This is a genomic window from Sphingobacterium sp. BS-2 (assembly GCF_046161205.1).
Taxonomy (GTDB): Bacteria; Bacteroidota; Bacteroidia; order Sphingobacteriales; family Sphingobacteriaceae; genus Sphingobacterium; species Sphingobacterium mizutaii.
On record NZ_JBIXGO010000009.1, the window covers coordinates 15,275 to 39,205 of the forward strand.

The 23,931-nt window shown below is 40.0% G+C and carries 18 protein-coding genes and 1 tRNA gene; 6 read left to right on the plus strand and 13 right to left on the minus strand.

Features of this window, described 5'->3' with window-relative positions; translation table 11 throughout:
* Positions 1-203: 203 nt before the first annotated feature.
* Positions 204-1,742, minus strand: a complete 1,539-nt coding sequence (locus ACK2WI_RS02525) for a SusD/RagB family nutrient-binding outer membrane lipoprotein (RefSeq protein ID WP_409149666.1) — start codon at positions 1,740-1,742, stop codon at positions 204-206.
* Between the two features lie 11 nt (positions 1,743-1,753).
* On the minus strand, positions 1,754-4,933 hold the full coding sequence (locus tag ACK2WI_RS02530) for a SusC/RagA family TonB-linked outer membrane protein (protein WP_409149668.1): 3,180 nt from the start codon (positions 4,931-4,933) through the stop codon (positions 1,754-1,756).
* Between the two features lie 377 nt (positions 4,934-5,310).
* Between ACK2WI_RS02530 and ACK2WI_RS02535 the strand changes: the two genes are divergently transcribed.
* Positions 5,311-6,210: an SH3 domain-containing protein gene (locus ACK2WI_RS02535; RefSeq protein ID WP_409149670.1), complete on the plus strand. Its 900-nt coding sequence runs from the start codon at positions 5,311-5,313 to the stop codon at positions 6,208-6,210.
* Between the two features lie 67 nt (positions 6,211-6,277).
* Here ACK2WI_RS02535 and bioA read toward each other — a convergent pair whose 3' ends face one another.
* The 5 genes from bioA to ACK2WI_RS02560 are packed head-to-tail and all read right to left on the minus strand — an operon-like array spanning position 6,278 to position 10,866.
* Entirely contained in the window at positions 6,278-7,552 is a 1,275-nt protein-coding gene (gene bioA, locus ACK2WI_RS02540; RefSeq protein ID WP_409149672.1) for an adenosylmethionine--8-amino-7-oxononanoate transaminase, read from the minus strand.
* On the minus strand, positions 7,534-8,532 hold the full coding sequence (gene bioB / locus ACK2WI_RS02545) for a biotin synthase BioB (RefSeq protein WP_093097382.1): 999 nt from the start codon (positions 8,530-8,532) through the stop codon (positions 7,534-7,536). Before bioB ends, bioA begins: the two co-directional genes overlap by 19 nt.
* Positions 8,533-8,536: 4 nt before the next feature.
* A complete protein-coding gene (gene bioD / locus ACK2WI_RS02550) occupies positions 8,537-9,154 on the minus strand; it encodes a dethiobiotin synthase (RefSeq protein ID WP_409149674.1) in 618 nt (205 codons plus the stop codon).
* A complete protein-coding gene (locus ACK2WI_RS02555) occupies positions 9,147-10,259 on the minus strand; it encodes an aminotransferase class I/II-fold pyridoxal phosphate-dependent enzyme (RefSeq protein ID WP_409149750.1) in 1,113 nt (370 codons plus the stop codon). Before ACK2WI_RS02555 ends, bioD begins: the two co-directional genes overlap by 8 nt.
* The gene (locus tag ACK2WI_RS02560) at positions 10,246-10,866 is read right to left on the minus strand and encodes a hypothetical protein (RefSeq protein WP_409149676.1); all 621 of its coding nucleotides are present in this window, start codon (positions 10,864-10,866) and stop codon (positions 10,246-10,248) included. The genes ACK2WI_RS02555 and ACK2WI_RS02560 overlap by 14 nt, the downstream gene beginning before the upstream one ends.
* Before the next feature lie 142 nt (positions 10,867-11,008).
* Here ACK2WI_RS02560 and ACK2WI_RS02565 point away from each other — a divergent pair, with 142 nt between their 5' ends.
* Positions 11,009-12,400 (plus strand): PLP-dependent aminotransferase family protein, encoded by a 1,392-nt coding sequence (locus tag ACK2WI_RS02565; RefSeq protein ID WP_409149678.1) that lies wholly within the window; start codon positions 11,009-11,011, stop codon positions 12,398-12,400.
* Positions 12,401-12,403: 3 nt separating this feature from the next.
* On the opposite strand, the gene ACK2WI_RS02570 is transcribed toward ACK2WI_RS02565, so the two are convergent.
* Both ACK2WI_RS02570 and ACK2WI_RS02575 read right to left on the minus strand, forming a co-directional pair.
* Positions 12,404-12,820, minus strand: coding sequence for a hypothetical protein (locus tag ACK2WI_RS02570; protein ID WP_409149680.1), 417 nt, complete (start codon positions 12,818-12,820; stop codon positions 12,404-12,406).
* Positions 12,821-13,008: 188 nt separating this feature from the next.
* Complete coding sequence (locus tag ACK2WI_RS02575; protein ID WP_409149682.1) at positions 13,009-13,266, minus strand: four-helix bundle copper-binding protein; 258 nt, start codon at positions 13,264-13,266, stop codon at positions 13,009-13,011.
* 491 nt (positions 13,267-13,757) lie between these two features.
* Here ACK2WI_RS02575 and ACK2WI_RS02580 point away from each other — a divergent pair, with 491 nt between their 5' ends.
* Together ACK2WI_RS02580 and ACK2WI_RS02585 are read left to right on the plus strand one after the other, a co-directional pair.
* A complete protein-coding gene (locus tag ACK2WI_RS02580) occupies positions 13,758-15,317 on the plus strand; it encodes a serine hydrolase (protein ID WP_409149684.1) in 1,560 nt (519 codons plus the stop codon).
* A gap of 158 nt (positions 15,318-15,475) precedes the next feature.
* Positions 15,476-15,549, plus strand: a tRNA-His gene (locus ACK2WI_RS02585).
* Between the two features lie 377 nt (positions 15,550-15,926).
* Here ACK2WI_RS02585 and ACK2WI_RS02590 read toward each other — a convergent pair.
* Positions 15,927-16,649 carry a WbqC family protein gene (locus ACK2WI_RS02590; RefSeq protein WP_409149686.1) on the minus strand — a complete coding sequence of 241 codons (723 nt, stop codon included), beginning with the start codon at positions 16,647-16,649 and terminating at the stop codon, positions 15,927-15,929.
* Positions 16,650-17,033: 384 nt separating this feature from the next.
* Between ACK2WI_RS02590 and ACK2WI_RS02595 the strand changes: the two genes are divergently transcribed.
* The gene (locus ACK2WI_RS02595) at positions 17,034-18,608 is read left to right on the plus strand and encodes a hypothetical protein (protein WP_409149687.1); all 1,575 of its coding nucleotides are present in this window, start codon (positions 17,034-17,036) and stop codon (positions 18,606-18,608) included.
* Here the strand turns inward: ACK2WI_RS02595 and ACK2WI_RS02600 are convergent.
* Genes ACK2WI_RS02600 through ACK2WI_RS02610 form a run of 3 tightly spaced genes read right to left on the minus strand, consistent with a single transcriptional unit; the run spans position 18,605 to position 23,056 of the window.
* Entirely contained in the window at positions 18,605-20,905 is a 2,301-nt protein-coding gene (locus ACK2WI_RS02600) for a GH92 family glycosyl hydrolase (RefSeq protein WP_409149688.1), read from the minus strand. The genes ACK2WI_RS02595 and ACK2WI_RS02600 overlap by 4 nt on opposite strands.
* Positions 20,906-20,945: 40 nt before the next feature.
* Complete coding sequence (locus ACK2WI_RS02605; RefSeq protein ID WP_409149689.1) at positions 20,946-22,082, minus strand: glycerate kinase; 1,137 nt, start codon at positions 22,080-22,082, stop codon at positions 20,946-20,948.
* Positions 22,082-23,056 carry a 2-hydroxyacid dehydrogenase gene (locus tag ACK2WI_RS02610; RefSeq protein ID WP_409149690.1) on the minus strand — a complete coding sequence of 325 codons (975 nt, stop codon included), beginning with the start codon at positions 23,054-23,056 and terminating at the stop codon, positions 22,082-22,084. Before ACK2WI_RS02610 ends, ACK2WI_RS02605 begins: the two co-directional genes overlap by 1 nt.
* A 414-nt stretch (positions 23,057-23,470) precedes the next feature.
* Between ACK2WI_RS02610 and ACK2WI_RS02615 the strand changes: the two genes are divergently transcribed.
* Entirely contained in the window at positions 23,471-23,719 is a 249-nt protein-coding gene (locus ACK2WI_RS02615) for a hypothetical protein (protein ID WP_093097402.1), read from the plus strand.
* The last annotated feature ends 212 nt before the right edge of the window (positions 23,720-23,931 follow it).

Here is a 23,931-nt window from a genome sequence, read left to right on the forward strand (position 1 = left end):
GAAATAAACATTTAATACTGCTGTTGACCAAACTTCCGAGAGAAAAGAAGGATAACAACATCGCAATATTACGATATTAGAATTTTAATTTCAAATAGTTTATATTAATTTTTCAATAAGTTATTTAACTAGCAACTTTCAATTCTGGGCATAAAAAAACGGAGACCCAAAAAAGGTCTCCGTTTAAAAATATTGATTACATTTTACTTATTCCACCAAATTTTTGTGAACTGCACATCATCACCTTGATTGCTCAATGCCGATTGATAGTTTGTCTTATTGGTACTTTGCTCCTTCAAAGGATACACCAATCTACTTGGAATGGCATCTCCTATCTCAGGCACAAAAGAATAGGATACTGGTTTTCCTTCTACCGTTCCAGACCAGACCACATCTCCCTTTTTCACTAAGAACAGAGGATAACCCGTTCTACGGATCTCCGTCCAAGACTCTATTCCCTGGCCATATAAGGCGAGGTATTTTTGGGAAAGGACATTTTCCTTATTTGCTTTAGGTACTTTAGCTAAATAGGCCGTTACTTCCGCAGGACTAGCACCCCAGCGTTCTAAAGAGGCTTTGACTCCATTTTCATAGCTGGCCTGCTCCCAACCTTTATATTCGGAGATCAAGAATTCCACCTCGGAATATTCCTGCAATACCTCAATGGCATTCGCCTTATTGACCAAGTCTCCTGGTAATGAAATACTATCCAATGGGAATAGATTTCCTGCTGCCAATGGTAAACCATAAGGCTGGCCTTTGTAAATATTTTTGCTGTTTGGTTTGGCATACTTGTTCAACCTTGGGTCTTCAATCTTAAATGGACCTCGGTTCCCTTTTAATACGTCAATAAGCACATGGGATACAGCAAAATCCTTTCTGTTGGCCGTTACGGTCGCTCTAAATAATGGAGCTTCATAGGGCGAAGCACTAGAATAGGTAAAGCCGGCATTATCCGCATTCGACGTGAACACTCCTTTTTTCAAGGCATCTTCAATATGTTGGGTTGCCAAAGCCCTATCTTTGGTTAGGATACGATTTGCTAACCTTAGTCTTAATGAATTGGCAAACTTAAACCATTTCTCGTTCTTTCCTTGGTACACAATATCCGAGGTTCCAAAGGTCACTCCTGACTTATATTTAGCCAATGTATCAGCCGCAATCTTAAGTTCATTGAGGATATCTTTGTAAATCTTCTCTTGGGAAGCATATTTAGGTGTCAGGATATCTGGATTTCTCTTCAAGGCCTCAAAATCGGCATCTTTATTCCCATAGGATTCATAAGGGATATCTCCAAAAACATCTGTTAGGGAATGGAATGCAAAGGATTTCAGGATCCTAGCAATTGCAATCTGGGTAGAATTTGCTCCCGCTCCATTTGCTTGTGCTTGGATTTTCGTCGTTTCATCTTCGTTCAACACGATGATTTCATTCAGGTTGCTGAGGGCTTTGTAGGTATTGGTCCAATATTCATCCGAATAACTTGCCGAAATCAAATACCTAGATTGATCGGTATAGATATTCTGGCTAAAATATTGGGCAAAGAGTTGCGCGCCTCGGAAATGGATGCTTTCGCTTCTTAATGCATTGACCACCTGCCTTTCTGCAGAAAGAAAAAGACTGGGCGTAGGCACATTGGATGGCCTATTGGGATCGACATTAATCTCTTGGAGGGTATCTTTGGAGCAGGAGATAAAACTCAAGGACAGCAAAGATGTATATAGGATATGTTTAATTTTCATGGTTTCTCGCTTTAAAATTTAAGGTTAACATTAAATCCATAGGTTAGTGGGGTTGGGATATTCCCACCTTCTATACCCTGAACATTCCCACTGCTGTTGGTAAATTCTGGATCGATGTATTTACTCTTGGTATAGATATTCCATACGTTTCGCGCATAGGCTGATAAACGAACTCCTTTTACCACTTTAGGATTATTCAAAGGAATGGTATAGCCTAAAGTTACTTCTCTTAGTTTTACGAAAGTGCCATCAAAAATGGAGAAGGTAGTCGGACCACTGGATTCATTTCTTCCCCATTGCTGAGCAGTGATTCGTGTATCATTAGGCCTGATATTGCTTGTGGAATAGGTTCCATCTGCATTAAATACCACATCGGCTTTAACACCTTCTAAGATGATTCCATCTTCACGTACATTATTTTCAGCGGTACGCTCTAGGATACCTGAATACATCCCGACATTATAGGTCTGTGAATAGAAGCTTCCACCTACTCGACCATCGATTAGAAATCCGAAATTGAAGTTTTTATAACGGAAACTGTTTTGGAAGCCAAATAGATAATCTGGCAAAACAGATCCAAGAGGAACTAATTGGGAAGTCCTTTGATAAGTTCCATCTTCTTTTATGACGCGTTGTCCATCAGCATAAACGAAATCATAACCTAAAAGCTGTCCGTAAGGCTGACCTTCTCTAGCCACTAAATTGATCAAGGTGGAGCTTAAGGTTAAAGTATTTACAAGTTCATCCAGTTTAAGGACTTTATTCCTATTTCTTGCCCAGTTGATGCTAGAGTTCCATTCGAAATCTTCATTGCGGACTGGCGTTGCATTCAAGATCACTTCAATACCCTTATTCTCTACCTTTCCAGCATTCAAGACTTTTGCTTCATAGCCAAATGCTGATGAAACAGGAATAGGAAGGATCTGGTTTCTGGAGGTATTGTGGTAATATGTTACATCAAAACCTAATCTATTTTTGAAGAACTGCAAGTTCAGACCGGTCTCCCAAGAACTGGTGATCTCTGGTTTAAGGTCTGCATTATTCAAAGTGGAAGGTAGTTTGTTGGATGGTTTGCCATCAAAAGATTGCTCTACATCGTAAACCTTGTTCAACTGGTAAGGATCGGTGTCATTACCGACTTGCGCCCAACCTAACCTAACTTTACCAAAGGACAACCAATCTAGATTTTGGATAGCTGGCAACTGTGAAAACACAAAACTTCCAGTAAAAGATGGATAGATAAAGGAGTTGGCATGGCTTGGTAAGGTCGAAGACCAATCATTACGTACTGTTGCATCTAAGAACAATAAATCATTGTATCCAAAGGAAGCACTACCATACAAAGAGGCAATACGACGGTTGTAAGTGAAGTTTTCGATCTTCACGCTAGATGCGTTTTTCAGGTTATAATAGTTTGGAACAATCAGACCACCTTGGGTAATGGCATAATCAACTTTTCTATTTTGATCTCTTAAGTTTGCCCCTACATTGGCTACCAAGGAAATCTTATCCCAGTTCTTTTTTGCGGTAGCCAAGAACTCATAGTTGTATTCGTTTAATTTATTGCTGGTTTCTTCATATTGAGAAGCACTACGGGAGTATACCGCAATACGATCTTGGGTTCCGAACTGATAGATATCGCCATGGACTTTAGCGCCAATCTGCAACCAATCGGTCACTTCATACTGTGCGCCAATATTACCATAGAAACGGTCTCTCTTTTCTTCTAAATAGCTTTCATAGGCCGACCAATAAGGGTTGTCGATAAAACGGGTCGCTTCTGCAGCTGGCGTATTTTGCCAACCTGTTCTATTCCATGCTAAAGGTGTTCCATCTGGACGCTTGTAGTTTTCTAAGCGTTTGTAATCCACTTGAACTGCTCCCCACTGGAAAGCTTCTAAGATGATATTTCTATTGGATGCTCCGGTCCATGGTTTTCCTAAGGACGTATTGTGGATGTAGTTGATGCTGGAATTGATGCTCAGCTTCCCTAATTTGGTACCGCCTGAGAAGTTAAAGGTATTACGACCTAAAGTAGAATTAGGCACCGTACCTTTTACGTTTTTATTCGTGTATGAGAACCTATAATTTGTGTTCCCTGAGTTTCCTGCAATGGCTAGATTGTTGGTATTTGCCAAACCAGTATTGAAGAAATAGCTGACATCATGCTCTGGATATATCCAAGGCGATGGGTTTAAATAATCAGCGGCATCTTCTGGATTTAAATTGTACCATTGAAGAACTGGAGTTCCATCTAATTTAGGCCCCCAACTCTCATCCGCTGCATAATCCACTATTTTATAGTCTTTGCCTTCAATATTGACGGTTTGAAAGTTTTGGCTATAACCTTGGCCATAAAGATGCTGGCGTTTTGGGAGTCTGACAATGTTTTCAAATTCCAGACCTGTATTTAAATCAATGCTAACTTGCTCGCCCTTTCCGGCACGTTTAGTGGTAATCAAGATTACCCCATTGGATGCCCTGGAACCATATAATGCTGCAGCTGAAGGTCCCTTTAGGACAGAGATATTCTCGATATCATCTGGGTTTAAATCTTGGATCATGTTCCCCACATCTTTACCGGCTGATCCGTTGATGGTTGAGGAAGAGTTTAGATCGGAGTTATCAATCGGAGTTCCGTCTACTACATAAAGCGGTTGATTGCTTCCTGCGATAGAATTGATCCCTCTTAATAAGGTACGTGTAGATCCACCCATATTTCCACCGGATGACACGATCTGAAGACCTGCAACCTTTCCAGACAAAGCCGCCATGGCATTGGTAGGTCTTGTTTGCAGTTCAGTGGATTTTACTTCTTGCACAGCATATCCCAATGCTTTCTTTTCTCTTGAAATACCTAATGCAGTAACTACAACTTCTTCCAATACATCATTGCTAGGGACTAGCTTAATCGTATTGGACTCGGATGTACTTACTTCTAGGTCCTGATCTTGATAGCCCAAGAACCTGACCTTGATCTGAGTCTTTGGATTCGAAGAGTCAATACTGAATTCCCCTGCTGCATTGGTTTGGGTTTGCTTTTGTGTTGTTTTATCAATGACGGTAGCTCCTGAGATGGCTTGATTCAGCTCATTCAGCACCTTACCTTTAATGATATTTTGGGCTTGTGTTTGACCAATACCTATGGCAAAGAATAGCCCTACGAGATAAAAATATATCGTTCTGTTCATGTAAATAATTTGAAATGGATTAATAAAATGGAATAGAATTACTGGAGATAGTTTTCCTTCGCTTACCTACCTCCTACGCACATTCGGAAACTAATATGGGTTGATTTGATATACATATTTTATAAATTCTGTTGCAAATATATAAAATCTACCTAATTAGTAGATTACATTATTGGAAAAATCTATAGTTTTTTAATAGACATTATTTGAATTTATAATTCTTAGGTTTTCATAGTACTGATAACCAAATGTATACACATTAAATTGTATTCTCAAATAATTTTGACCTTATTCCCTAAAATCGATAATAATAGCTGAAATCAGCTATATTTGACCGGCAGATTGTTATTATTTTTGTATAGTCTTAAAATCACACAATGAAATATTTCAGCACGCTTCTTTTCCTTTTCACTTTACACAGCCTCCACCCGCAGCAGCTAAAAGCGCAAGAAGCGGCTGCTTACCTGGTTTATGATGATTTCAATCTTTATCATACCAGCAAGGATAGTTCTGCTTTGGTTTTTGTCAATATGGCTTATGTAAGAAGTGAACCAAGCTCAAAAAGTGAATTGCTGGACTCTATCCCCTTGGGTACCGAGGTGAAATTTATGGAGGAATCTTCTTTGAATCCCATCTCTTTACGTGGTATGTACCTGCCTTGGCATAAAATTGAATATCATAAGGATAATAAGAAAAAATCGGGTTTTATTTGGCTAGGTTTATTGAGCCTGGATTATGAACTGAATAAAAAGTCTGGTGAAACCTTTCTTTATGGTTTTGCGTGGAAGTCTAATGAGGAATTGGAAAATTACTATTGGGTGGAAGCCAAAATATTAAACAAAAACAAGGAAATGATTGCATCGAAGAGCTTTCCATATTATCCGGGTGAACAATCTTATACCTTAGGTGAATTAAATACAAAACCTGGATTGAATTATGCCAAATCCATCTATGCCATTAAATTCTTAGGAGAAGCCTGTGGAATAGCATCGGAAGAAAATTACTTAGCGTGGGACGGTGAACAACTCACTACCCTACCGAAAACCACTTCGGTTTCAGACGCAGGTGTTTTTTACTATGCAGAGGAATTGGTCTATCCAAACGCTCATAAACTGGGTAAGGATATAATCCTAAAACGATCAGAGGAAGGTGAAGCTGAATATGAGGAAGATGCAAACCCTGAGGCTGAGATCAAGTTTAAGGTCTCGAAAAAGGAAGAAACTTACCAACGAAATGGAAATGCTTATCTCAAAGTCTCCGAAAGGACCATACAATAATAAAAACGGCTTGCTTGAGTAAACTCAGCAAGCCTTTTTAGTCACACTACTATTATCAAATAGTTCCTTAAATATCATTGTTATTCAACAGCTCCAATATCTGTTGATAGGTAAATTCTAAATCTTCTTTCTCCGTGCAATATGGCGGCAAGATATACAGCACATTGCCCATTGGTCTTAACAAGATCCCTCTCTTCATAAATTCATTGAACAACTTTTCCTGTACCCTATTAAAATAAGAGGTCTCGGATTTTGTTTCCCAATCAAAAGCAAGAATGGTTCCTGTTTGGCGGACATTCTTGGCGTTTTCATATCCTTTTAACTCCTCTGCAAATTGATAATGCGATTCTACGATCGCTTTTATTTTCGCCTGGGTAGCATCGAGAAGCAATAAATCCATGCTTGCCAAGGATGCCGCACATGCTATCGGACTTGCAGTAAAGGAATGGCCATGGAATAAGGCCTTCTTTTTATCATCCGAATAGAAGGCTTGGTAAAGCTCCTCCGTGCAGGTTGTGATCCCCATGGGCATAGTACCGCCGGTCAGTCCTTTGGAAAAGCACATTACATCGGGCTTCTCAGTCAATTGATCCGCAGCAAATAAAGTCCCAGTTCTACCGAAGCCAACGAAGACTTCATCTTGAATCAATAAAACTCCTTGCGACTTACAATAAACCATTAAGTCCGATAAATGTTCGGCTTGATGCATCAACATCCCTCCTGCCCCTTGAACCAATGGTTCGTAAATGAAACAAGCAATCTGATCTGCATGCTCAGCAATGATCTTTTTATTCGCTTCCAGGTTTTCGGCCGTAGGCGCATCAATAAATATGACATCAAATAACAAATCTGCAAATGGCGCAGTCCACTGTCCACGAGCGCTTACCGACATGGCACCAAAGGTGTCCCCATGGTAGCCATCCTTAAAAGCAACAATCTTATTCTTCTGCTTACCCTGATTAAAGGCATACTGTATACACATTTTCAGGGCCACTTCCACTGCTGTTGAACCATTATCCGAATAAAATACCTTCTCCTGATTAGAAGGAAGCAATTCTAATAACCGTTCTGAAAGAGTGATTGCTGGTAGATGCGTGAAGCCAGCAAAGATGACCTGCTCTAAAGTATTAAGCTGCTCATAAACTTTATCGGCAATATACGAATTTGAATGGCCATTGAGGTTAACCCACCACGAACTTACCATATCTAGATAGCGATTTCCTTCCATATCGAAAAGATAGGCATCCTTACCACTTATAATGGGAAGATGTGTACTGGTTTTCATTTGCGAATAGGGATGCCAATTGACCGCTATATCACGGTCTATCCATTGCTGTTGCAAACCGCCTCCTTTTTCACTTCCATTGGTCGCAACCCCAAGTTTTTCAACATCTGCATATCTTCATCAACCCCTGGATTTGGGGTAACCAACAAGGTCTGCCTTTCTCCTGTGAATATAGAATTGGCGCCCGCCATAAAACACCAAGCCTGTTCCTCCTCATTCATTTCTATCCTCCCTGCACTCAATCTGACCATCGAGGATGGCAATACAATCCTGGCAGTCGCAATCATCCTGACCATTTCCCAGGTATCAATCTTAGGGAGATTTTCTAATGGAGTACCAGCGACCCTAGCCAAGGCATTGATCGGCACAGACTCAGGATGTTTTTCCATATTCGCCAAGGTGCGAAGCATCGAAATCCTATCTTCAGCCTTCTCGCCTAATCCAATAATACCGCCTGAGCAAACGGTAATGCCAGCTTTCCTGACATTTTTGATGGTTTCTATCCTGTTGTCGAATTTCCTTGTTGAGATAATCTCATCATAAAACTCTTCGGAAGTATCCAAGTTATGGTTATAGGCATATAGACCTGCTTCTTGAAGCCTGTTGGCTTGATCTTCGGTCAACATCCCTAACGTGCAGCACACCTCCAACCCCATTTCATTTACACCTTGGACCATTTCGATAATCCTATCAAAGTCTCTGTTGTCCCTAACTTCGCGCCATGCTGCTGCCATACAGAAGCGAGAGGAACCGCTGTCCTTTGCTTTCTTTGCATGTGCCAATACGGTCTCGGTTGGCAATAAGGCCTGGACCTTGATATCGGTATGGTAGCGTGCCGCCTGACCACAGTAAGAACAGTCTTCGGGACAACCACCAGTCTTGACAGACAATAAAGTGGAAATCTGTACTTCTTGGGGATTATGCCATTGCCTATGTACCGTTGCAGCCTCATAAACCAGTTCCAATAAGGGTTTGTTGTAGATTTCCAACAACTCCTCTTTTGTCCAATCGTGTTTTAATGTTTTACTAGCACTCATTTTTTTATTTTTCTATTCTAATTTTTTTAATTGCTTTTTCTAAACCTGCAGCATCCACTGTTTCCAATTGTGGAATCTCCATTATCTTACTTCCCGCTGGTTTGTTCTTGATCAAAATCCTCTTACTGGATTCCTTGAACTCTCCATTCAGGACGATATATTCGACGGCTATTCCGCGTTCATTCAAGCTGTGAAAGGAGAGCAAACTATGGTTGATGCTTCCCAAATAATCTGAACATACCAGAATTACCGGCAGGTCTAAATGCTCTGCCAGGTCTATGATAAATTCCTGATCGTTTATGGGAACAAACATACCTCCTGCACCTTCTACAATCAGGTTGCCGCTTGTTTCAGGGAGTTGAAAGTCTTGGATCGATATTTCGACTCCATCGACTTCCGCAGAATAATGCGGGGAAGCGGGAGTATTTAATTTGTATCGTTCAGGATGAACGATGAGCTCATTGCCTACTAATGCTCGAAGCATCAGGCTATCGCTGCTTTCTAGATCTCCTGATTGTATAGGTTTCCAGTATTCGGCGTTCCAAAGCTTTACGAGGACTGCCGAAACAATTGTTTTCCCAACAGATGTACCGATTCCAGTAACAAAATATTTCTTACTCATTTTTTATTTCTTCTAGGCTGTTCTTTAATAACCCAATCTCTTCTTTTGTGTTGAAGGAATGAATGGAAATACGCAACATTTCTTCTTCTTTAGGCACTGTGGGATACTTGATGGCATAGCTTAATATCCTTTGTTTTTCCAATAATTCAACTGCCTTCTCCAAATTCCTTGGATCTGGAAACCTGATCGGTATTATGGGACTTCTAAAAGGACTGGCATCAACTTCTTCTATAGGATGAAATTGTTTAACATTAGCTTGTAGACCATTAATTAGCAATTCATTATCCTTTAAAAAATCATAGGATGCTTTAATTGCAAGAGCATGAAAATCAGGCATTCCCGTAGTATAGATAAAGGTTGAAGAATAGTTGATCAGATACGCAATAAGGCTTGAAGAACCTAAGATTGATGCCCCAGATAAACCCATTGCCTTACCGTAAGTGATCACTGTTGCGAAAACCTGGTTCTGTAATCTAAAATGATCCACCAAGCCCAAACCACAAGTCCCTATAGCATGGGCCTCATCAACAATCAAGGCTGCTGAATAATGTTGGCATAGAGCTGCAATTTCTTGGATTGGTGCAAAATCCCCATCCATGGAATAAAGACTTTCTATCCCTACCCAGATATGACCTGTAGCTTTCTTTAGTAATTCTTCGAGATGGTCCAGGTTATTATGTCGAAATTTCCAACGACTCGCCGGAGATAGTCTACAGCCATCATAAACAGATCGATGGACCTTCTCATCTAATAGGATCGTATCGGATTTCTTCGGTAATGTTGAGAATAAGGCAAGGTTCGCGTTATACCCTGAGGGAAATAATAAAGCTGATTCAAAACCATGTTGATTCGCGATAAACTGCTCTATCTCCATCTGTAAGTCTGAATTTCCTGAGATTAGCCTAGAACCAGTAGCCCCCAATATAGATTCCGGGTATTGAAGCACCAAAGCATGCAACCTGTCCTTAAATTCTTCATTTTGCGCAAAACCTAGGTAATCATTTGAAAAGAAATCAATTCCTTGTCTTTCCTTCTTTAACTGCCTATATCGTCCTGACTGCTTTCTATTCTTCAGCTCTACCCTAAATTCATCAATTATTGACATCACAAAGCGCAACTTCTTTTGAAACCTCAGCTATCCAATGATGAAATAATACTGCTTCAATTTGCAAAACATGCTCAGCATGTGCCTCCCATTTAGGATCAAATCCCTTCAATTGGCTGATCATTTCCTCAAGATGGCCTTCCTCTTCTAGAATAATGGATTTTACCATCACATTTGAACCGACCGAGGTCAGTACTTCTTGGTAGATTGGATACAGTTCATCTGCCCTAACCTCGATAGCATAGGTCACAAATAAGTATGCAGCATAACGTAATTCTTGACCAGTTAGATTAAACTGTTCTTTTAGATATCGACTGGTTTTTACATCCAGAAGATGTAAATATTGGACGGAGGCCTTTCCTCCTATCAATGAACTTTCATTATAAAATTCAAAGCCCTCTATTCCTAATTTCCCTATTTGCTTCTTAAGGTAATAGGCATGTCTATGCTCCTCAGCTGCATGCTTCAGTTGAATCAGATCTGTATTCAATGGATCTTCGCATGCTGAAATCTTTCTCGCACCGGCATTTTCCATAAAAGAAAGGGTATTGAGCCATTTAGCATGAAGTATGGCATCTGCCACTATTTGTTCCAGGATTGCTTTCATATTTTTCTAATTGGTCCAAAAGTACTACCTTGCCGGATGGTTCAAAGGTGCCAGTTTCAAGAATATGATTAGTCCGGTTAGCATTCCCTTTAAAAGTTTTATCCAAATACAAAGAAATTCTGCGACACCCATTTACTTACAGGTGGCAAATCAATTTATCCAAGCTATCGCACAAGGGAAGCTTAAACCAGGAACTAAATTATTAGGGACAAGAGCATTAGGAGACCTCTTAGAAGTCCACAGAAACACGATTACTGCAGTCTATGAAGAACTCTTTGGACAAGGTTGGGTTGAAATCCATCCGAATAAGGGAACCTATGTAGCCTCCCAACTCCCGCTTCAAGATCTTCAAACTTCCAGCAGCTTTCAGTATCCAAAAGAAACCGGTTATACTTTCAAAAAATCGATATTACTGGATAGCCCCTTTGAACACACCAACTGCGACTATATCCTCAATGATGGCAGTCCGGATATACGCTTGACACAATTCGACGATCTATCGAGGTTTTATAGTTCCAACATGAAGCGCAAAAGCAATCGTTCCAAAATGGGCTATTACAATCAGGAAGGCAGTGAATATTTCAAGGAACAGATGCTTGATTACCTGCAGAGCAGTCGAGCCTTGAAGATCAATAAAAACAACCTTCTCATCAGTAGAAGTATAGAAATGAGTCTTTTTATTATTTCTGAGATCTTGCTTTCAGCAGATGACACTGTTGTTGTAGCTGAACTGAGTTATTTTGCGGCAAACATGATTTTTCAGAAATCAGGTAGCAAAATCAAATCCATTCCTTTAGAAGATGACGGAATAGATGTGGAAGCCCTGGAAAGACTTTGCAAAAAGCAGACTGTCCGTATGCTTTATCTCACGGCCCAACAGCATTACCCTACTACAGTTAGCCTTAGCGCGCATAAAAGAATGAAAATCCTTCAACTTGCCAATCAATACGGCTTCATTATCGTAGAGGATGACCATGATTACGATTTCCAGTTCGACAAGCAGCCTCTATTGCCCCTTGCCACTTCAGATCAGAATGGAATGTTGATTTATGTAGGTTCCTTTGGGAAATCACTTGCGCCGGGATTCCGAACAAGTTTTATCATTGCCCCTGAAAACCTAATGGTAGAAATGCGAAAGCATTTAGGGATCATTGACAGGCAAGGCGACATCCTGATGGAGCAAGCTTTGGGCGAAATGATTGAAGAAGGTGCGATCCATAGGCACCTCAAAAAATCGTTGAAAGTATATAAAGAAAGAAGAGATTACATGGCCCATTTACTGGAAAAAGAATTAGGTGATATGTTGGAATTTCAAATTCCAAATGGTGGCTTGGCATTTTGGATAAAATGGAAAAAACCAATCAATCTGCTCAAGCTAAGCCAGCAAGCTGCCAAGAACAACCTCTTTATCCCAAAAACATTACTGTACCAGCAAAAGGACATACAGGCAATGCGCATTGGGTTTGGAAACCTGAACTTAGAAGAAATGGAAAGATCTATCCAGATCCTAAAAAAGAGCCTCTTGGAAATTTAATGCTTAGTTAGCCAAAATAGGTCTGTTTTCTCTTGGTTGCGAATCTTTATAATGCACATACATGCGCTTATATTTCACCATCTCCCGAGAGTCCGCAAGATAATTCATCTTGGTATCCCTGAAGACTAATTGAGCAGCCTTTTTCTCCATTTTAGTTGCAAAATCCAGAAACTCGCGAAAAAGCAGCCTGCGTTCATGGGTAGAGAAACTACTCTGTTGACAAACATTTAAGATTAGCTCTTCATCAAAATGCAAGGTAATTTTAGTGCCATGTGAATTCAAGAGGTAAAAAATCGGTCTAGCAGAATTATTTGGGAATAAGCCAAACCCTATAACACCATTATCAGTGTTGAATACGTAAGCATAAAAGTGCATAGTGCCAATCAATGCAGAATCTACTAGTATGTTTTTGGTAACCATAGCTTCATAATTTATGATGTTAATAAATAAAAGATTATTAGAGATTCAACAGAAAAATCTATAATGACCTTTAATTGGTATAATTTACTCTTTTGGTTAGTAACGGCTGTAAAGATTCAGATTATCTTTTTGTTAATTAACTGAAATATACCTCTTTAAGCCATAAATCAATACTTTGAGCTTACAAATCAAGCTACCAATTTTCTACAAGCCTCAGCACAAGATCTACATGCCTCCGCACATTCACGACAATGTTCCATTCCATGGGCTGCATGTTTCTCACATTCTTCAGCACAGGATTCGCAGATGTCCAAACAAATTCTAACTAACTCTAACTTAGATCCACTGTCCATAATCAACAGTTTATAGGTAGACTCACAAATCTCTGCACATTCCAAATCTGTTTGAATGCACTTGCGCATCATCTCCAATTTCTCTTCTTGCAAACATGCTTGCGCACATTTAAGACAAGCTACAACACATTGCTGACACGCCTCTATACAATTCTTTATCAATTGATCTTGTTCCATTTGTTCTCCTTTTTATTTTCAACAATAAGTCCGAGTCCAATAGCTTTAGCATTGATACCCATCAAGTTAACACTTTAGAACTACATTCGTTCAAATTAAATTCATTTTTATAAGTTAATTTTTGATTTGTATTAAATTAATTACAGTCACAGACAATATTTTTCCTTGGAGACATAGTGCCTTGAAAATTCTCATAACACTTTGAATATGATTTATATTTCCGATTAATTTTAACCATAATCGCGAAATCAATAATTTTAATTTTTGTAGAAAATCCTCTACTTCAATGTTTTAAAATAAATTGGACTGAATTTTCTAATCCTAAAAATACAAGCTACATTTATCTTGAAATTGCAATTCAACTCCATGTTTTGGGCTGAAAGCAATAGAAACCTTAATTAAAAATTATGAACTACTACAAATCTTCCTTTAATCTTTTCTTGACTATACTTTTCCTATTGTCTCTTTCTACGATGGCCCTTGCGCAGGGACTTCCAGAGAAAGATTTAGATAATCTGGTGGAAAAAACCATGAAAAGCTTCAATGTTCCGGGCATTGCACTTGGAATTATAAAAGACGGCAAAGCCATACATCTAAAAGGATACGGTGAAAGATCCATCAATAGCAAAAAGCCAGTTGATAATCAAACTGCCTTTGCCATAGCATCAAATAGCAAGGCCTTTACCGCATTTGCCCTAGGCATGTTGATGGATGAAGGTAAATTAACTTGGGACAGCAAGGTCACTGATTTTATCCCAGAATTCAAGATGCACGACCCTTTTGTCACCTCTGAATTCACCGTTAGGGACTTATTAACCCACCGTTCCGGATTAGGCTTAGGAGCTGGCGATTTGATGTTCTGGCCTGACTCTGCAAATTTCAATACTGAGGAGGTTATCCATAACCTAAGGTACTTAAAGCCTGTCTCCAGTTTCAGGACAAAATTTGACTACGACAACCTATTGTATATCGTGGCTGGCGAAGTATTAAAAAGAGCTTCGGGAATGAGCTGGGAGGAATTTATCGAAAAAAGAATCATGGCCCCTCTGGGCATGAATAACAGTGCTGCCTCCCTTAGCCGCATGAAATCGAAAAACAATGTCATCGATGCCCATGTGCCCATAGATGGTAAATTAATTACGATAGCAAGATACTTAAGTGAAACAACAAACGCTGCCGGCGGAATCAACAGCAGTATTGAGGATATGAGCAAATGGGTCACTATGTTGTTGAACAAAGGAAAGTATGGAAACAACCTAGAAAAGCAACTCATCAGCGAGCGACGCCTAGCGCAAATTATGACCTTGCAAACGGTCATCGGAGGATCAGGACCTTATAATGCTCATTTTACAGGTTATGGCTTAGGGTTTTTCCTTAGCGACCAAAATGGCTACTTTGTTGCAGAACACACTGGCGGATTAGGTGGCATGGTCACTCAAGTAACTTTGATTCCTGAACTCAAACTAGGAATCATCGTGCTGACCAACCAACAATCCGGCTATGCCTTTACCACAATAACCAATCAAATCAAAGACTCCTATTTTGGGATCAAGGGAACCGATAGACTGACTGAGCTAAAAGCCAGAGAAGCCAAAAACGAAAGCGAAGGCGATAAAGTGACCAATGAAGTTTGGGAAAAGATTAAGACCCAAAACCAAAAAATAGACTTTTCTCCATACCTTGGTAAATATAAGGATGCATGGTTCGGGGACATCGAAATCAGCAACCGAAATGGGCAGCTTTATTTCACTTCTTCTAGATCACCGCAATTACAAGGAAAAATGCACTATTACCAAGGCAATACTTTCGTTGCTGCATGGAATGACCGCAGCATGAATGCCGACTCTTATGTCATGTTCAATCTGGATGAAAATGCCAAAGCAGAAAGCATCAAAATGAAAGCCGTTTCACCATTAACTGACTTCTCTTTTGACTTCCATGACTTAGATTTAAAAAGAATAAATTGATTTTTTGCAGCATTATGAATGCTGTAAAAGAGGTTTTTTAGCCAACAAATAAAAATATCTCATTAGAAATGAGCTTTTTCGCTGTTTAAAGCATTGAATAGCGTAAAAACATTTGGAGTATATAGAGATTAATGATACTTTTGTATCACAAAATCACGGTAGGTATAGCTCAGTTGGTTAGAGCACTAGATTGTGGTTCTAGGGGTCGTGGGTTCGAGCCCCATTACTTACCCGGTTAAAGGAGGTCCAAAAGGCCTCCTTTTTTTATGGAGCAAAACACAAATTTCCAGCTTGTTACCGCGGCTTTATGCACTGACACTTCAACTCGCATCTTCCAGACTTTTCCTCAAAACCCCAGTTTTTAGTGACTCCATTTGAAATACGATTCCAGCTCATACGGCCTAATTCGTCTTTAAACGCAATCGTAGTGACTCAATTTTAGTGATTCAAAATTTCTAAATCATCTTAACCGGTGAATTGAAAAGTTACAAACCTGCCCCAAAAATGCCACAAAAAGAAGAGCTCATAAATATTAAATATTCTCAACAAGAGATGAACCTGCATACAAAAAACGGATTGACTTTCATCAACCCGTTTTTTTCACCAATTCTAATTCAATTTATAATTATCTAGCATTTCATGCACTTCTTCTCTGCTATTGAACATCAAAGTATCCAGGATGGAAAGACCAGGCTCAAAGGCCCTGCCCCCTTGATGGTAATCCCGAAGATTAATCTCATGGAAGTAAATCTCAATATCCGATTGCAAATATTTCTCTCGATTATAAAAACTCATCCCCCCAATCGGATTGATATAAGAAATATTAGGGCCCATCGTCTTACAGATATTCAAAGCCCATTCATCCGAATCCATTGGTTGCTCAATCACAAGCTCCATTTCCGAAAGCGATTCTATTTCTCTAGGCATTTCTAAGTAATTACAGATTTCCGTCAATACATGCCGGTTCAGGGAAGTAATATCTTCAAAATCCTTGGATAAAGTCTCTTTCAAAAATTCCACGGTGGGCTTATAATATGGCGCTATCTTCTTATAGGTGGCCACTTGCGCAAGGATTTTCTCCTTCCAAGGCTGTCCATTGTCCAAAACACAATCCTTGATCAACGAAGCTCTGCCATTTGGTTTTTTCACTGGGACTTGGATATATAACCAACCATCACCCTGTTTCAAAATCCGGTTCCGCTCTATCCAACCTCGTTGAATAAATTGCACGGTATCCAATAAAATAAATCGATCCGTATGTTTCAATAAACTGATATAACCTAAATACGGAAAGAAATAAGGCTGAATAATTCCAATTTTTTTTCTAAGCATTTTATTTAATAATAGTTTGGTGTGTGTGCATACCTCTACCCGCAAGAAGCCCACAGGATGTGGAGTTTTCTTTTAGATATAGAATTTTATTCCATTCGGAATTTTATCTAGATAGATTTAATTAATAGTTCTACAATTTACAAGCTAAAATCAGTGTGATTTACTTGGGATAGAACCGTAAAATCTATCAATTTTTGATCAATAATGCCCTAAATCGGATTGATTGGGACACCTTAACCACTAACTAAACCAAAGGTAAAACGAACATTTCGACTATTATTACGGATTACCATAATTCGATACCAATAAATATTAAAAAGTGCCTTAATCGCATGCTATTTAACTTCCAAGAATTTTGTAAATTGTATCATCGCTCGACCTAACATGAAAAAACTACTCGCTATAATCGCCCTTTTCCTTATTATCGTCAGTCCTACCCAATCTCAGACTGCAGCTACAGACATACAATTTGTCCGTCAGGCAGTCAAGAGGATTATCTTTGATCAGGATCAATCTATTTCCCTAGCCAGCCTGAAGCCTGAAAAGATTATTGGATTAGATGTGATGCACCCAGCCGATCATTTAGGCAAGGACAGCGCAAGGATTAGCATTGAAAATGGAATGCTTCGGTTTTCAACCCCTACTGAGTCCGAAACGACTATGTGGTTAGCTGGGTTTAATCCTTTTGCCACTTACATCATGGAAGTAGACTCAATAACCGGCGCAGGGAAACTGGGATTTCAATTTGCGGACCCCAAAAACAAAGAAAAGGTTATGGTCTCAATAGCATACAGGACAGGACTTATAGCTGAGATTGAATTTAACCATCAAAAACCAACAGAGCATATTAATTTCAATCAATCGATTTATATCCCCGATCATAAAGACATTCCATTAAAAGGAAAGTTGATCTTACAAATGCTGGGCAGTGGATTGACGTTATACCTTCAAAACGAAGGATTACCCATCGTCTTAGCCCAAATGGATTTTGCAGAACATATAGACCTTCGTGAAATTGAAAAGATCCACAAATTCCAAACTTCATTATATGTACAGCAGCAAATAGGAAGCTTAGCAATCCAATCGATAGACATACAATTGAACGCAGGGATGGGACTAGCGGATATACGAGCACTGACTTATGAAACCGGTGAACCCATTATGGATCAAGGTCGTTTATGGTTCAGCATGAGCGTTCGAGGACGGGCCTTGCCCCATCACCTACAAGGCATCTTCAGCATGAATCCTTCAGTATTTGACATCAAATTCGAGGGCATTGTGGTCTTTGACCGTGAAGATGGATTATGGCGAAACGAGGTGGCCTCCCATATCTTCTTCGATCGCCGGGATTCCATTTGGAGAGGTATCACGACTGGATTTAGCGCTTATGCCAATAAAACCGAGAAAAAACAATTACTAGCGATTGAGTCGAAACGGGATCCTCGATTTGGTTTCTCCGTGATGAAAGCCAAACCAATGGGTCAAGTTGGCGACATTGAAGACCCGCATATTATATTTGACAAGAACGCAAATAAATGGCGCATATTGACCTGTGAAAATAGCGATGGTTACAAAGCGATTATATTGGAATCTGATCATTGGGATAAAGATTACAAGAAGATAGCTGGACCAGTAAAACATAACTCAACCGGAACTTCTATTCAAAGAATCAACGGAAAACTCTATTGTTTTTCAGGCAGCTCCGAAAAAGAAGTCTTCATCTATTCCTACCCTGACCTTAAAGAATTGGGCCAATTAAAAATGGATCTTCCTCCATGGGACGAAAATAGCAACAGTAGGGTTTGGCCGAATGTCATACAGCTTCCTGACGGATACCCCTCAAAATATATCGCCTTGATGATGGATCGCTTCAATTACCCTGGTTTAAAAGGACCAAATTGGACTTATGGAGCCTTATATCTCTATCATGGCTATGAGGAGGAAAGCAAAAAACATTAGTGCTGTACCTTCGGCATTGCCCCCATCTCAAGCCTAAGCGTACCGCCTTTCAAAATATCTGCATGGGAAAGCTGCATCTTCTCCAATGGCTTCCCATTCAAACTTGCCGCTTGTATATAGATGTTTTCTTTAGCATTATTGGCAGCAATAATATTGAACTGCTTGCCATTATCTAACTTGAATGTTATTTCCTCAAATACCGGACTCGTGATTTCATAAACCGGATCTCCAGGCGCTATTGGATGTATTCCCGATGCTGCAAGGACATACCAAGCAGACATTTGCCCAACATCTTCATTACCAGTCAAACCCTCCACCTCATTTTTATAGGCATGCTCACAGATGTACCGAGTCCATTTCTGGGTCAATTCGGGCGCGCCCAATCTATTGAACAAGAAGGGAACATGGTGTACAGGCTCATTAGCATGGTTATAATACTTATTCCATAAGAAGTCCTTAGGCGTGTTTTCAAAGAATGCCGTCAGGTCCGCCAATACTTTTTCTCGACCACCCATCAGTTCAACCATTCCCTCTACATCATGTGGCACAAACCATCCTTGCTGGTACGAATTGGCTTCGATACTCCCGTACCATTCCTTTAAGCGTCCTTCTTCAGGCCATTTCTCCCAAGATCCATCTTTATGTTTCGGACGAAACCAACCCTTCCTGGAATCAAAAATATTCTTGTAGAACTGACCTCTCTCCATATATTTCTCATAAATATCCTTCTTACCCATATTTTTGGCCATCTGTGCAATGCACCAATCTGTATAGGCATATTCCAAGGTTTCAGAAATACTAAACCCTGCTTCCACCGGCACATAGCCTAGATCAGAGTTCCCGAACTTTTCCGAAGTTTTGATCATCAGGTCTAAGGCCTGTTCCTGGTCAAAGCCACGGATCCCTTTGGCATAAGCATCTGCAATCACAGACAGAGCCGGGTTCCCGATCATACAACCGCTATAAGCATTGAAAAACTCCCAACGCTCTAAATAATTCTTATTGCTTTGTTGGGCCAAGCTGATCAATGAATTGATTTCTTCATTGACTAGCTTTGGGTTGATAATCGTCTGCAATGGAAACTGACTTCTAAAAACATCCCAACCGCTAAAGATCGTCCTTTTGGTAAACCCCTCCGATTCATGGACTTTCCCGTTAGGTCTTGGATAGCGCCCATCGACATCCGTGATGTTCCGAGGATCTATCATCGTATGGTATAGGGCCGTATAGAATATCGATTTTTCGTCTTCCGTACCACCTTTTACATCAATTTTCCCCAGCGCATCATCCCAAGCTTTTTGGGCCAATTCCTGCATGGTCCTAAAATTCTTGCCTTTCACATCCGCAAAGAAATTATTTTCCGCACCCTGCATATCAGTAAAGGAAATCCCTACTTTTAGCAGCACCTGTTCTTGGTCTCGCGTTGGAAATTCAAGGTAAAATCCAACATGATCAGCTTCAACTGCCGAAGCTCCAGGAATAATCTTTGCCTTTTCCAGCATTCGCTGATATTCCAAACTCGCCACATCCTTATTTTTCCTATCCTGCCCATCAGGCACATCCTGAGCCCAAAATCCATAGTTCAATAGAGGTTTACTAAATTCCGCATAAAAATAGACAGTATAGTCAGGATGACCATCTCCATCTCCCCAGCCTCCGCCAGTAGAATCACACTTTATCCATCCTTTGATCGTATTTCCATCTACAACCTCGACCGACTGACGAGTCGATGTACCTCCAACCCTCCTTGCTAAATCTATTTGAATCCTTGAGGTATCATTTTCCGGAAATGTAAAGCGGAGCATGCCTCCATAGGCAGAAGCTGTAGCTTCAGCCTGGATCTGATAGCGATCCAAGAAAACCGAATAATAACCTGCTTCAGCTTTCTCAGAAGCCTTATCATAAGTAGATCGATAGCCTTGAATCTCATCCGAATCCTCTTTCCCAGCCACTACATGCAATGGTCCAGTACTGGGCATTACTAAAAAATTCCCCAAATCACCATACCATCCCACCCCACTCATCTGGGTAAAGGCAAATCCTTCTATCGTTTTATGTTCATAGCTATAGCCAGACCCATTATCACCACCTGTGATGGTATTGGGGCTCACCTGTGTCATACCGAATGGAGTGGCTGCCCCTGGGAAGGTTTTCCCAAGGCCATGATAGGAACTTGCCGTATTGGTACTCGCACCTATAAAAGGATTCACATATCTTGAAACGCCAACCGTAGTTTGCGCTTGGACAGAAATGGCCAGGCTTACAAAACACAGGGCAGCAAAGGATTTAAATGACATGGATTGTTGTTTAGGATTTAACTAAAATATTAATTTGTGTTTACTTAAACTGAGCGAGCATCCTTCCTAATTGCAGAGCAGTTCGAACAAGGTTCTTTTCGGTATGTTCCAAAGACTCCTCCAATTCCTCCGGTTGATTTCCAATTGGCAACAACATCAGAAAATACTCTTGTAGCTCTTTCGAAATCTTCAAAGGAACTTTACCCGCCAATGCGATACAAGGAATCTGCTTAGCTTTTGCTTTGGCTGCTACCACAATTGGCGCTTTTCCTTCCAGCGATTGACTGTCAATGCTCCCTTCTCCCGTGATCAGGAGTTGAGCTTGATCTAAAGCAGCGTCAAAACCAGTGAGCTCACAGAAATAAGATGCTCCTTCTTTCAGCTCGGTATCAAAAAACACCGAAAATGCAGCCCCTAATCCTCCAGCAGCCCCTCCAGCTTTCATACTATTCAATGATTTTTGAACTGTCTTTCTCGTCAACCTGTCAAAGCTTTTCAAAAACTCTTCCAATTTTTCGATATCTTCTTCACTTGCGCCTTTTTGCGGCCCAAACACCCTTGCTGCACCTTTCGAACCCATCAATTTATTCTCCACATCACAAAGGACCGTAAACTTACAACCTGATATACGCTCCTTGAATTCCGAAGTATCCATGCTTTCCACCTTGTCGAAATTATGGGGCAATGGCTGAATCTCATTGCCTTTTTTATCCCGAAAGACCAAGCCCAATGCTTGCAGCATTCCAATTCCGCAGTCCACCGTCACTGATCCACCTAAACAAATAATAAAATCTTTGATTCCTGATTCAATCTGTGCTGAAATTAATTGACCTAAGCCCTTGCTGCTTGATTGCAATGGACTCTTCAGTTTGCCCTTGATCGATTTAAACCCAGAGGTCTCAGCTACTTCTATGACCGCACATTTCCCAGAATCAATCAAACCAAAACTTGCTTTAGTTTTCCTTAGATAGGCGCCAGCTACTTCCATGCTCTTCATTTCTCCATTCAATTGTTTGCAAATGAGAAAAGAGCTATAGTCACCGCCATCGGCAATTGGAAATTTAGAAATTTGGGCTTGGATCCCACTTCCCTTCAGTCCTTTCTCGATCGCATTGGCAACTTTATCTGCCTTTAGGCTATTTTTAAAACTATTAGGTGCTATTAAGATATGGAACATTAAGAATAGACTTCAGGATTCAAACAGGTTTTCAATTTCTCTCCTTCCACAAAGGCAACAATATTTTCTGCTGCAATCCTTGCCATTCCTCCTCTTGCCTCCATAGTCGCTGAACCTATATGGGGCAATACGCAGACACGCTCTTGTTTCAACAATGGATTATCTGGCAACATCGGCTCAGGATCTGTCACGTCCAATCCTGCTCCCCAAACTTTCCCCGAACTCAGCGCTTCATCCAAATCCTGTTCATTGATAAATCCTCCCCTCGCCGTATTGACAATTATTGCATTGCTCTTCATCTGTTCAAAAACCTCCTTATTGAACAATCCCCTATACTCAGGAGCATAATTGGCATGAATCGACAAAACATCGGATTGGGCCAGTAACTCTTCAAAACTGACATATTTCGCCCCCAACTTTTCTTCTAATTCTTCATTTCTATTCCTATTATGGTAAATGATGGGCATTTGATAGGCCGCTTGACATTTTATCGCCATCTCATAGCCAATCCTGCCCAATCCAAATACCCCCAAGGTCTTTCCATAAAGTTCCTGACCCAGGTTTGCTATCGGATTAAAATATTTGAATCGAACCCCAACACGTACTTGGTTGGTATGGAACGATGCCAACCGCGATACCATCAACATCAACATAAAGGAAATATCCGATGTAGCCTTGCTCAAAACATCAGGCGTATTGGAAACTGGGATGCCACGTCGGGTAGCTTCCTCCAAATCGACCTGATCATATCCCACAGAAAACAAGGAAACTGCTTTCACCGATGGGCAGAGATCAAAGAACTTGGCATCGATCTTATAAGCGCCAATATTCAGGATAGCATCACATTGCTGGCAATAGGATATCCATTTCTCATAGGATATTTCCGGATTCTCAGGCATCAATAAATCTATATCGGGTCTAGCCAGCATTTCCATGCCCACTTCAGGTATTAGTTTGTTTATGAAGATCTTCATGTTGAATAGGTTTTTTAAGCAATAAGTTTAATATACTAAAAATGTACGGTTTTTAGGGAATGGGTCTGAAATCCTAGAGGATTTCTTAGCATCCCATACCTTTGATCTTGATTGAATACCGTTACAAATCAAAAGCTTATTACCCTTCATATTAATTTAAAAAAAATGTTTGAACAACTGATCAAAATTGAAAACCGCTTATTCGACAAACAATAATCTTTTGAAAGACAGAATGCCAGCGATTTTCCAGCTATTTTGATTATCGTACCTAATATCATTCGGTGAGGCATATTAACCGACCACAACCTTCATATTGCCCAATTATTAAGTTTACATTAACTTTCTGAACCTTAGTAAATTGAATCAGATCAATTGGTAAATTTATACTAGTAATCAGATAGATAGATTAATATCATGACACATAAGATTCAAGAATTAAGCGAAGCCGAATTGCTGAGACGGCTGAGCAGATTGAAGACCTTAACCTCAATTCATGTTATTGCACTAGGTCTTTATTGGGTTTCCTCACTAGCATTAGGTATAGTCGTCGAACATATGTATGTCTGGCTCTTCAGCATCATATCCTTTCCCATCCTGATTTTGAATGTGAAAGCCATCAACGAAATAAAAGAAGAATTTGAAATTAGAAAAACTATGGTATAAATGTGATATGCCGAAGCAATAAACTTTTGATTTCGAGCCGATACGTTTTAATAATTTAGTATTGTTTTTTAATTGAAAGAAGGTCAAGTTCCTATTGACCTTCTTTTTTTTACTCTCGACATTCTGTCCCTAGGCTTCCCAGACCATGATTAACCTTCTATTGTAACGAAATATCTAAAGATTGTTACAATCAAAAATTAAAAATCGCCCTT

Excerpts from the sequence above, each read along its gene's own strand:
- ACK2WI_RS02525 (WP_409149666.1), bottom strand. The coding sequence starts at position 1,742 with ATGAAAATTAAACATATCCTATATACATCTTTGCTGTCCTTGAGTTTT.
- ACK2WI_RS02530 (WP_409149668.1), bottom strand. The coding sequence starts at position 4,933 with ATGAACAGAACGATATATTTTTATCTCGTAGGGCTATTCTTTGCCATA.
- ACK2WI_RS02535 (WP_409149670.1), top strand. The coding sequence starts at position 5,311 with ATGAAATATTTCAGCACGCTTCTTTTCCTTTTCACTTTACACAGCCTC.
- bioB (WP_093097382.1), bottom strand. The coding sequence starts at position 8,532 with ATGAGTGCTAGTAAAACATTAAAACACGATTGGACAAAAGAGGAGTTG.
- bioD (WP_409149674.1), bottom strand. The coding sequence starts at position 9,154 with ATGAGTAAGAAATATTTTGTTACTGGAATCGGTACATCTGTTGGGAAA.
- ACK2WI_RS02555 (WP_409149750.1), bottom strand. The coding sequence starts at position 10,259 with ATGTCAATAATTGATGAATTTAGGGTAGAGCTGAAGAATAGAAAGCAG.
- ACK2WI_RS02560 (WP_409149676.1), bottom strand. The coding sequence starts at position 10,866 with ATGAAAGCAATCCTGGAACAAATAGTGGCAGATGCCATACTTCATGCT.
- ACK2WI_RS02570 (WP_409149680.1), bottom strand. The coding sequence starts at position 12,820 with ATGGTTACCAAAAACATACTAGTAGATTCTGCATTGATTGGCACTATG.
- ACK2WI_RS02580 (WP_409149684.1), top strand. The coding sequence starts at position 13,758 with ATGAACTACTACAAATCTTCCTTTAATCTTTTCTTGACTATACTTTTC.
- ACK2WI_RS02590 (WP_409149686.1), bottom strand. The coding sequence starts at position 16,649 with ATGCTTAGAAAAAAAATTGGAATTATTCAGCCTTATTTCTTTCCGTAT.
- ACK2WI_RS02595 (WP_409149687.1), top strand. The coding sequence starts at position 17,034 with ATGAAAAAACTACTCGCTATAATCGCCCTTTTCCTTATTATCGTCAGT.
- ACK2WI_RS02600 (WP_409149688.1), bottom strand. The coding sequence starts at position 20,905 with ATGTCATTTAAATCCTTTGCTGCCCTGTGTTTTGTAAGCCTGGCCATT.
- ACK2WI_RS02605 (WP_409149689.1), bottom strand. The coding sequence starts at position 22,082 with ATGTTCCATATCTTAATAGCACCTAATAGTTTTAAAAATAGCCTAAAG.
- ACK2WI_RS02610 (WP_409149690.1), bottom strand. The coding sequence starts at position 23,056 with ATGAAGATCTTCATAAACAAACTAATACCTGAAGTGGGCATGGAAATG.
- ACK2WI_RS02615 (WP_093097402.1), top strand. The coding sequence starts at position 23,471 with ATGACACATAAGATTCAAGAATTAAGCGAAGCCGAATTGCTGAGACGG.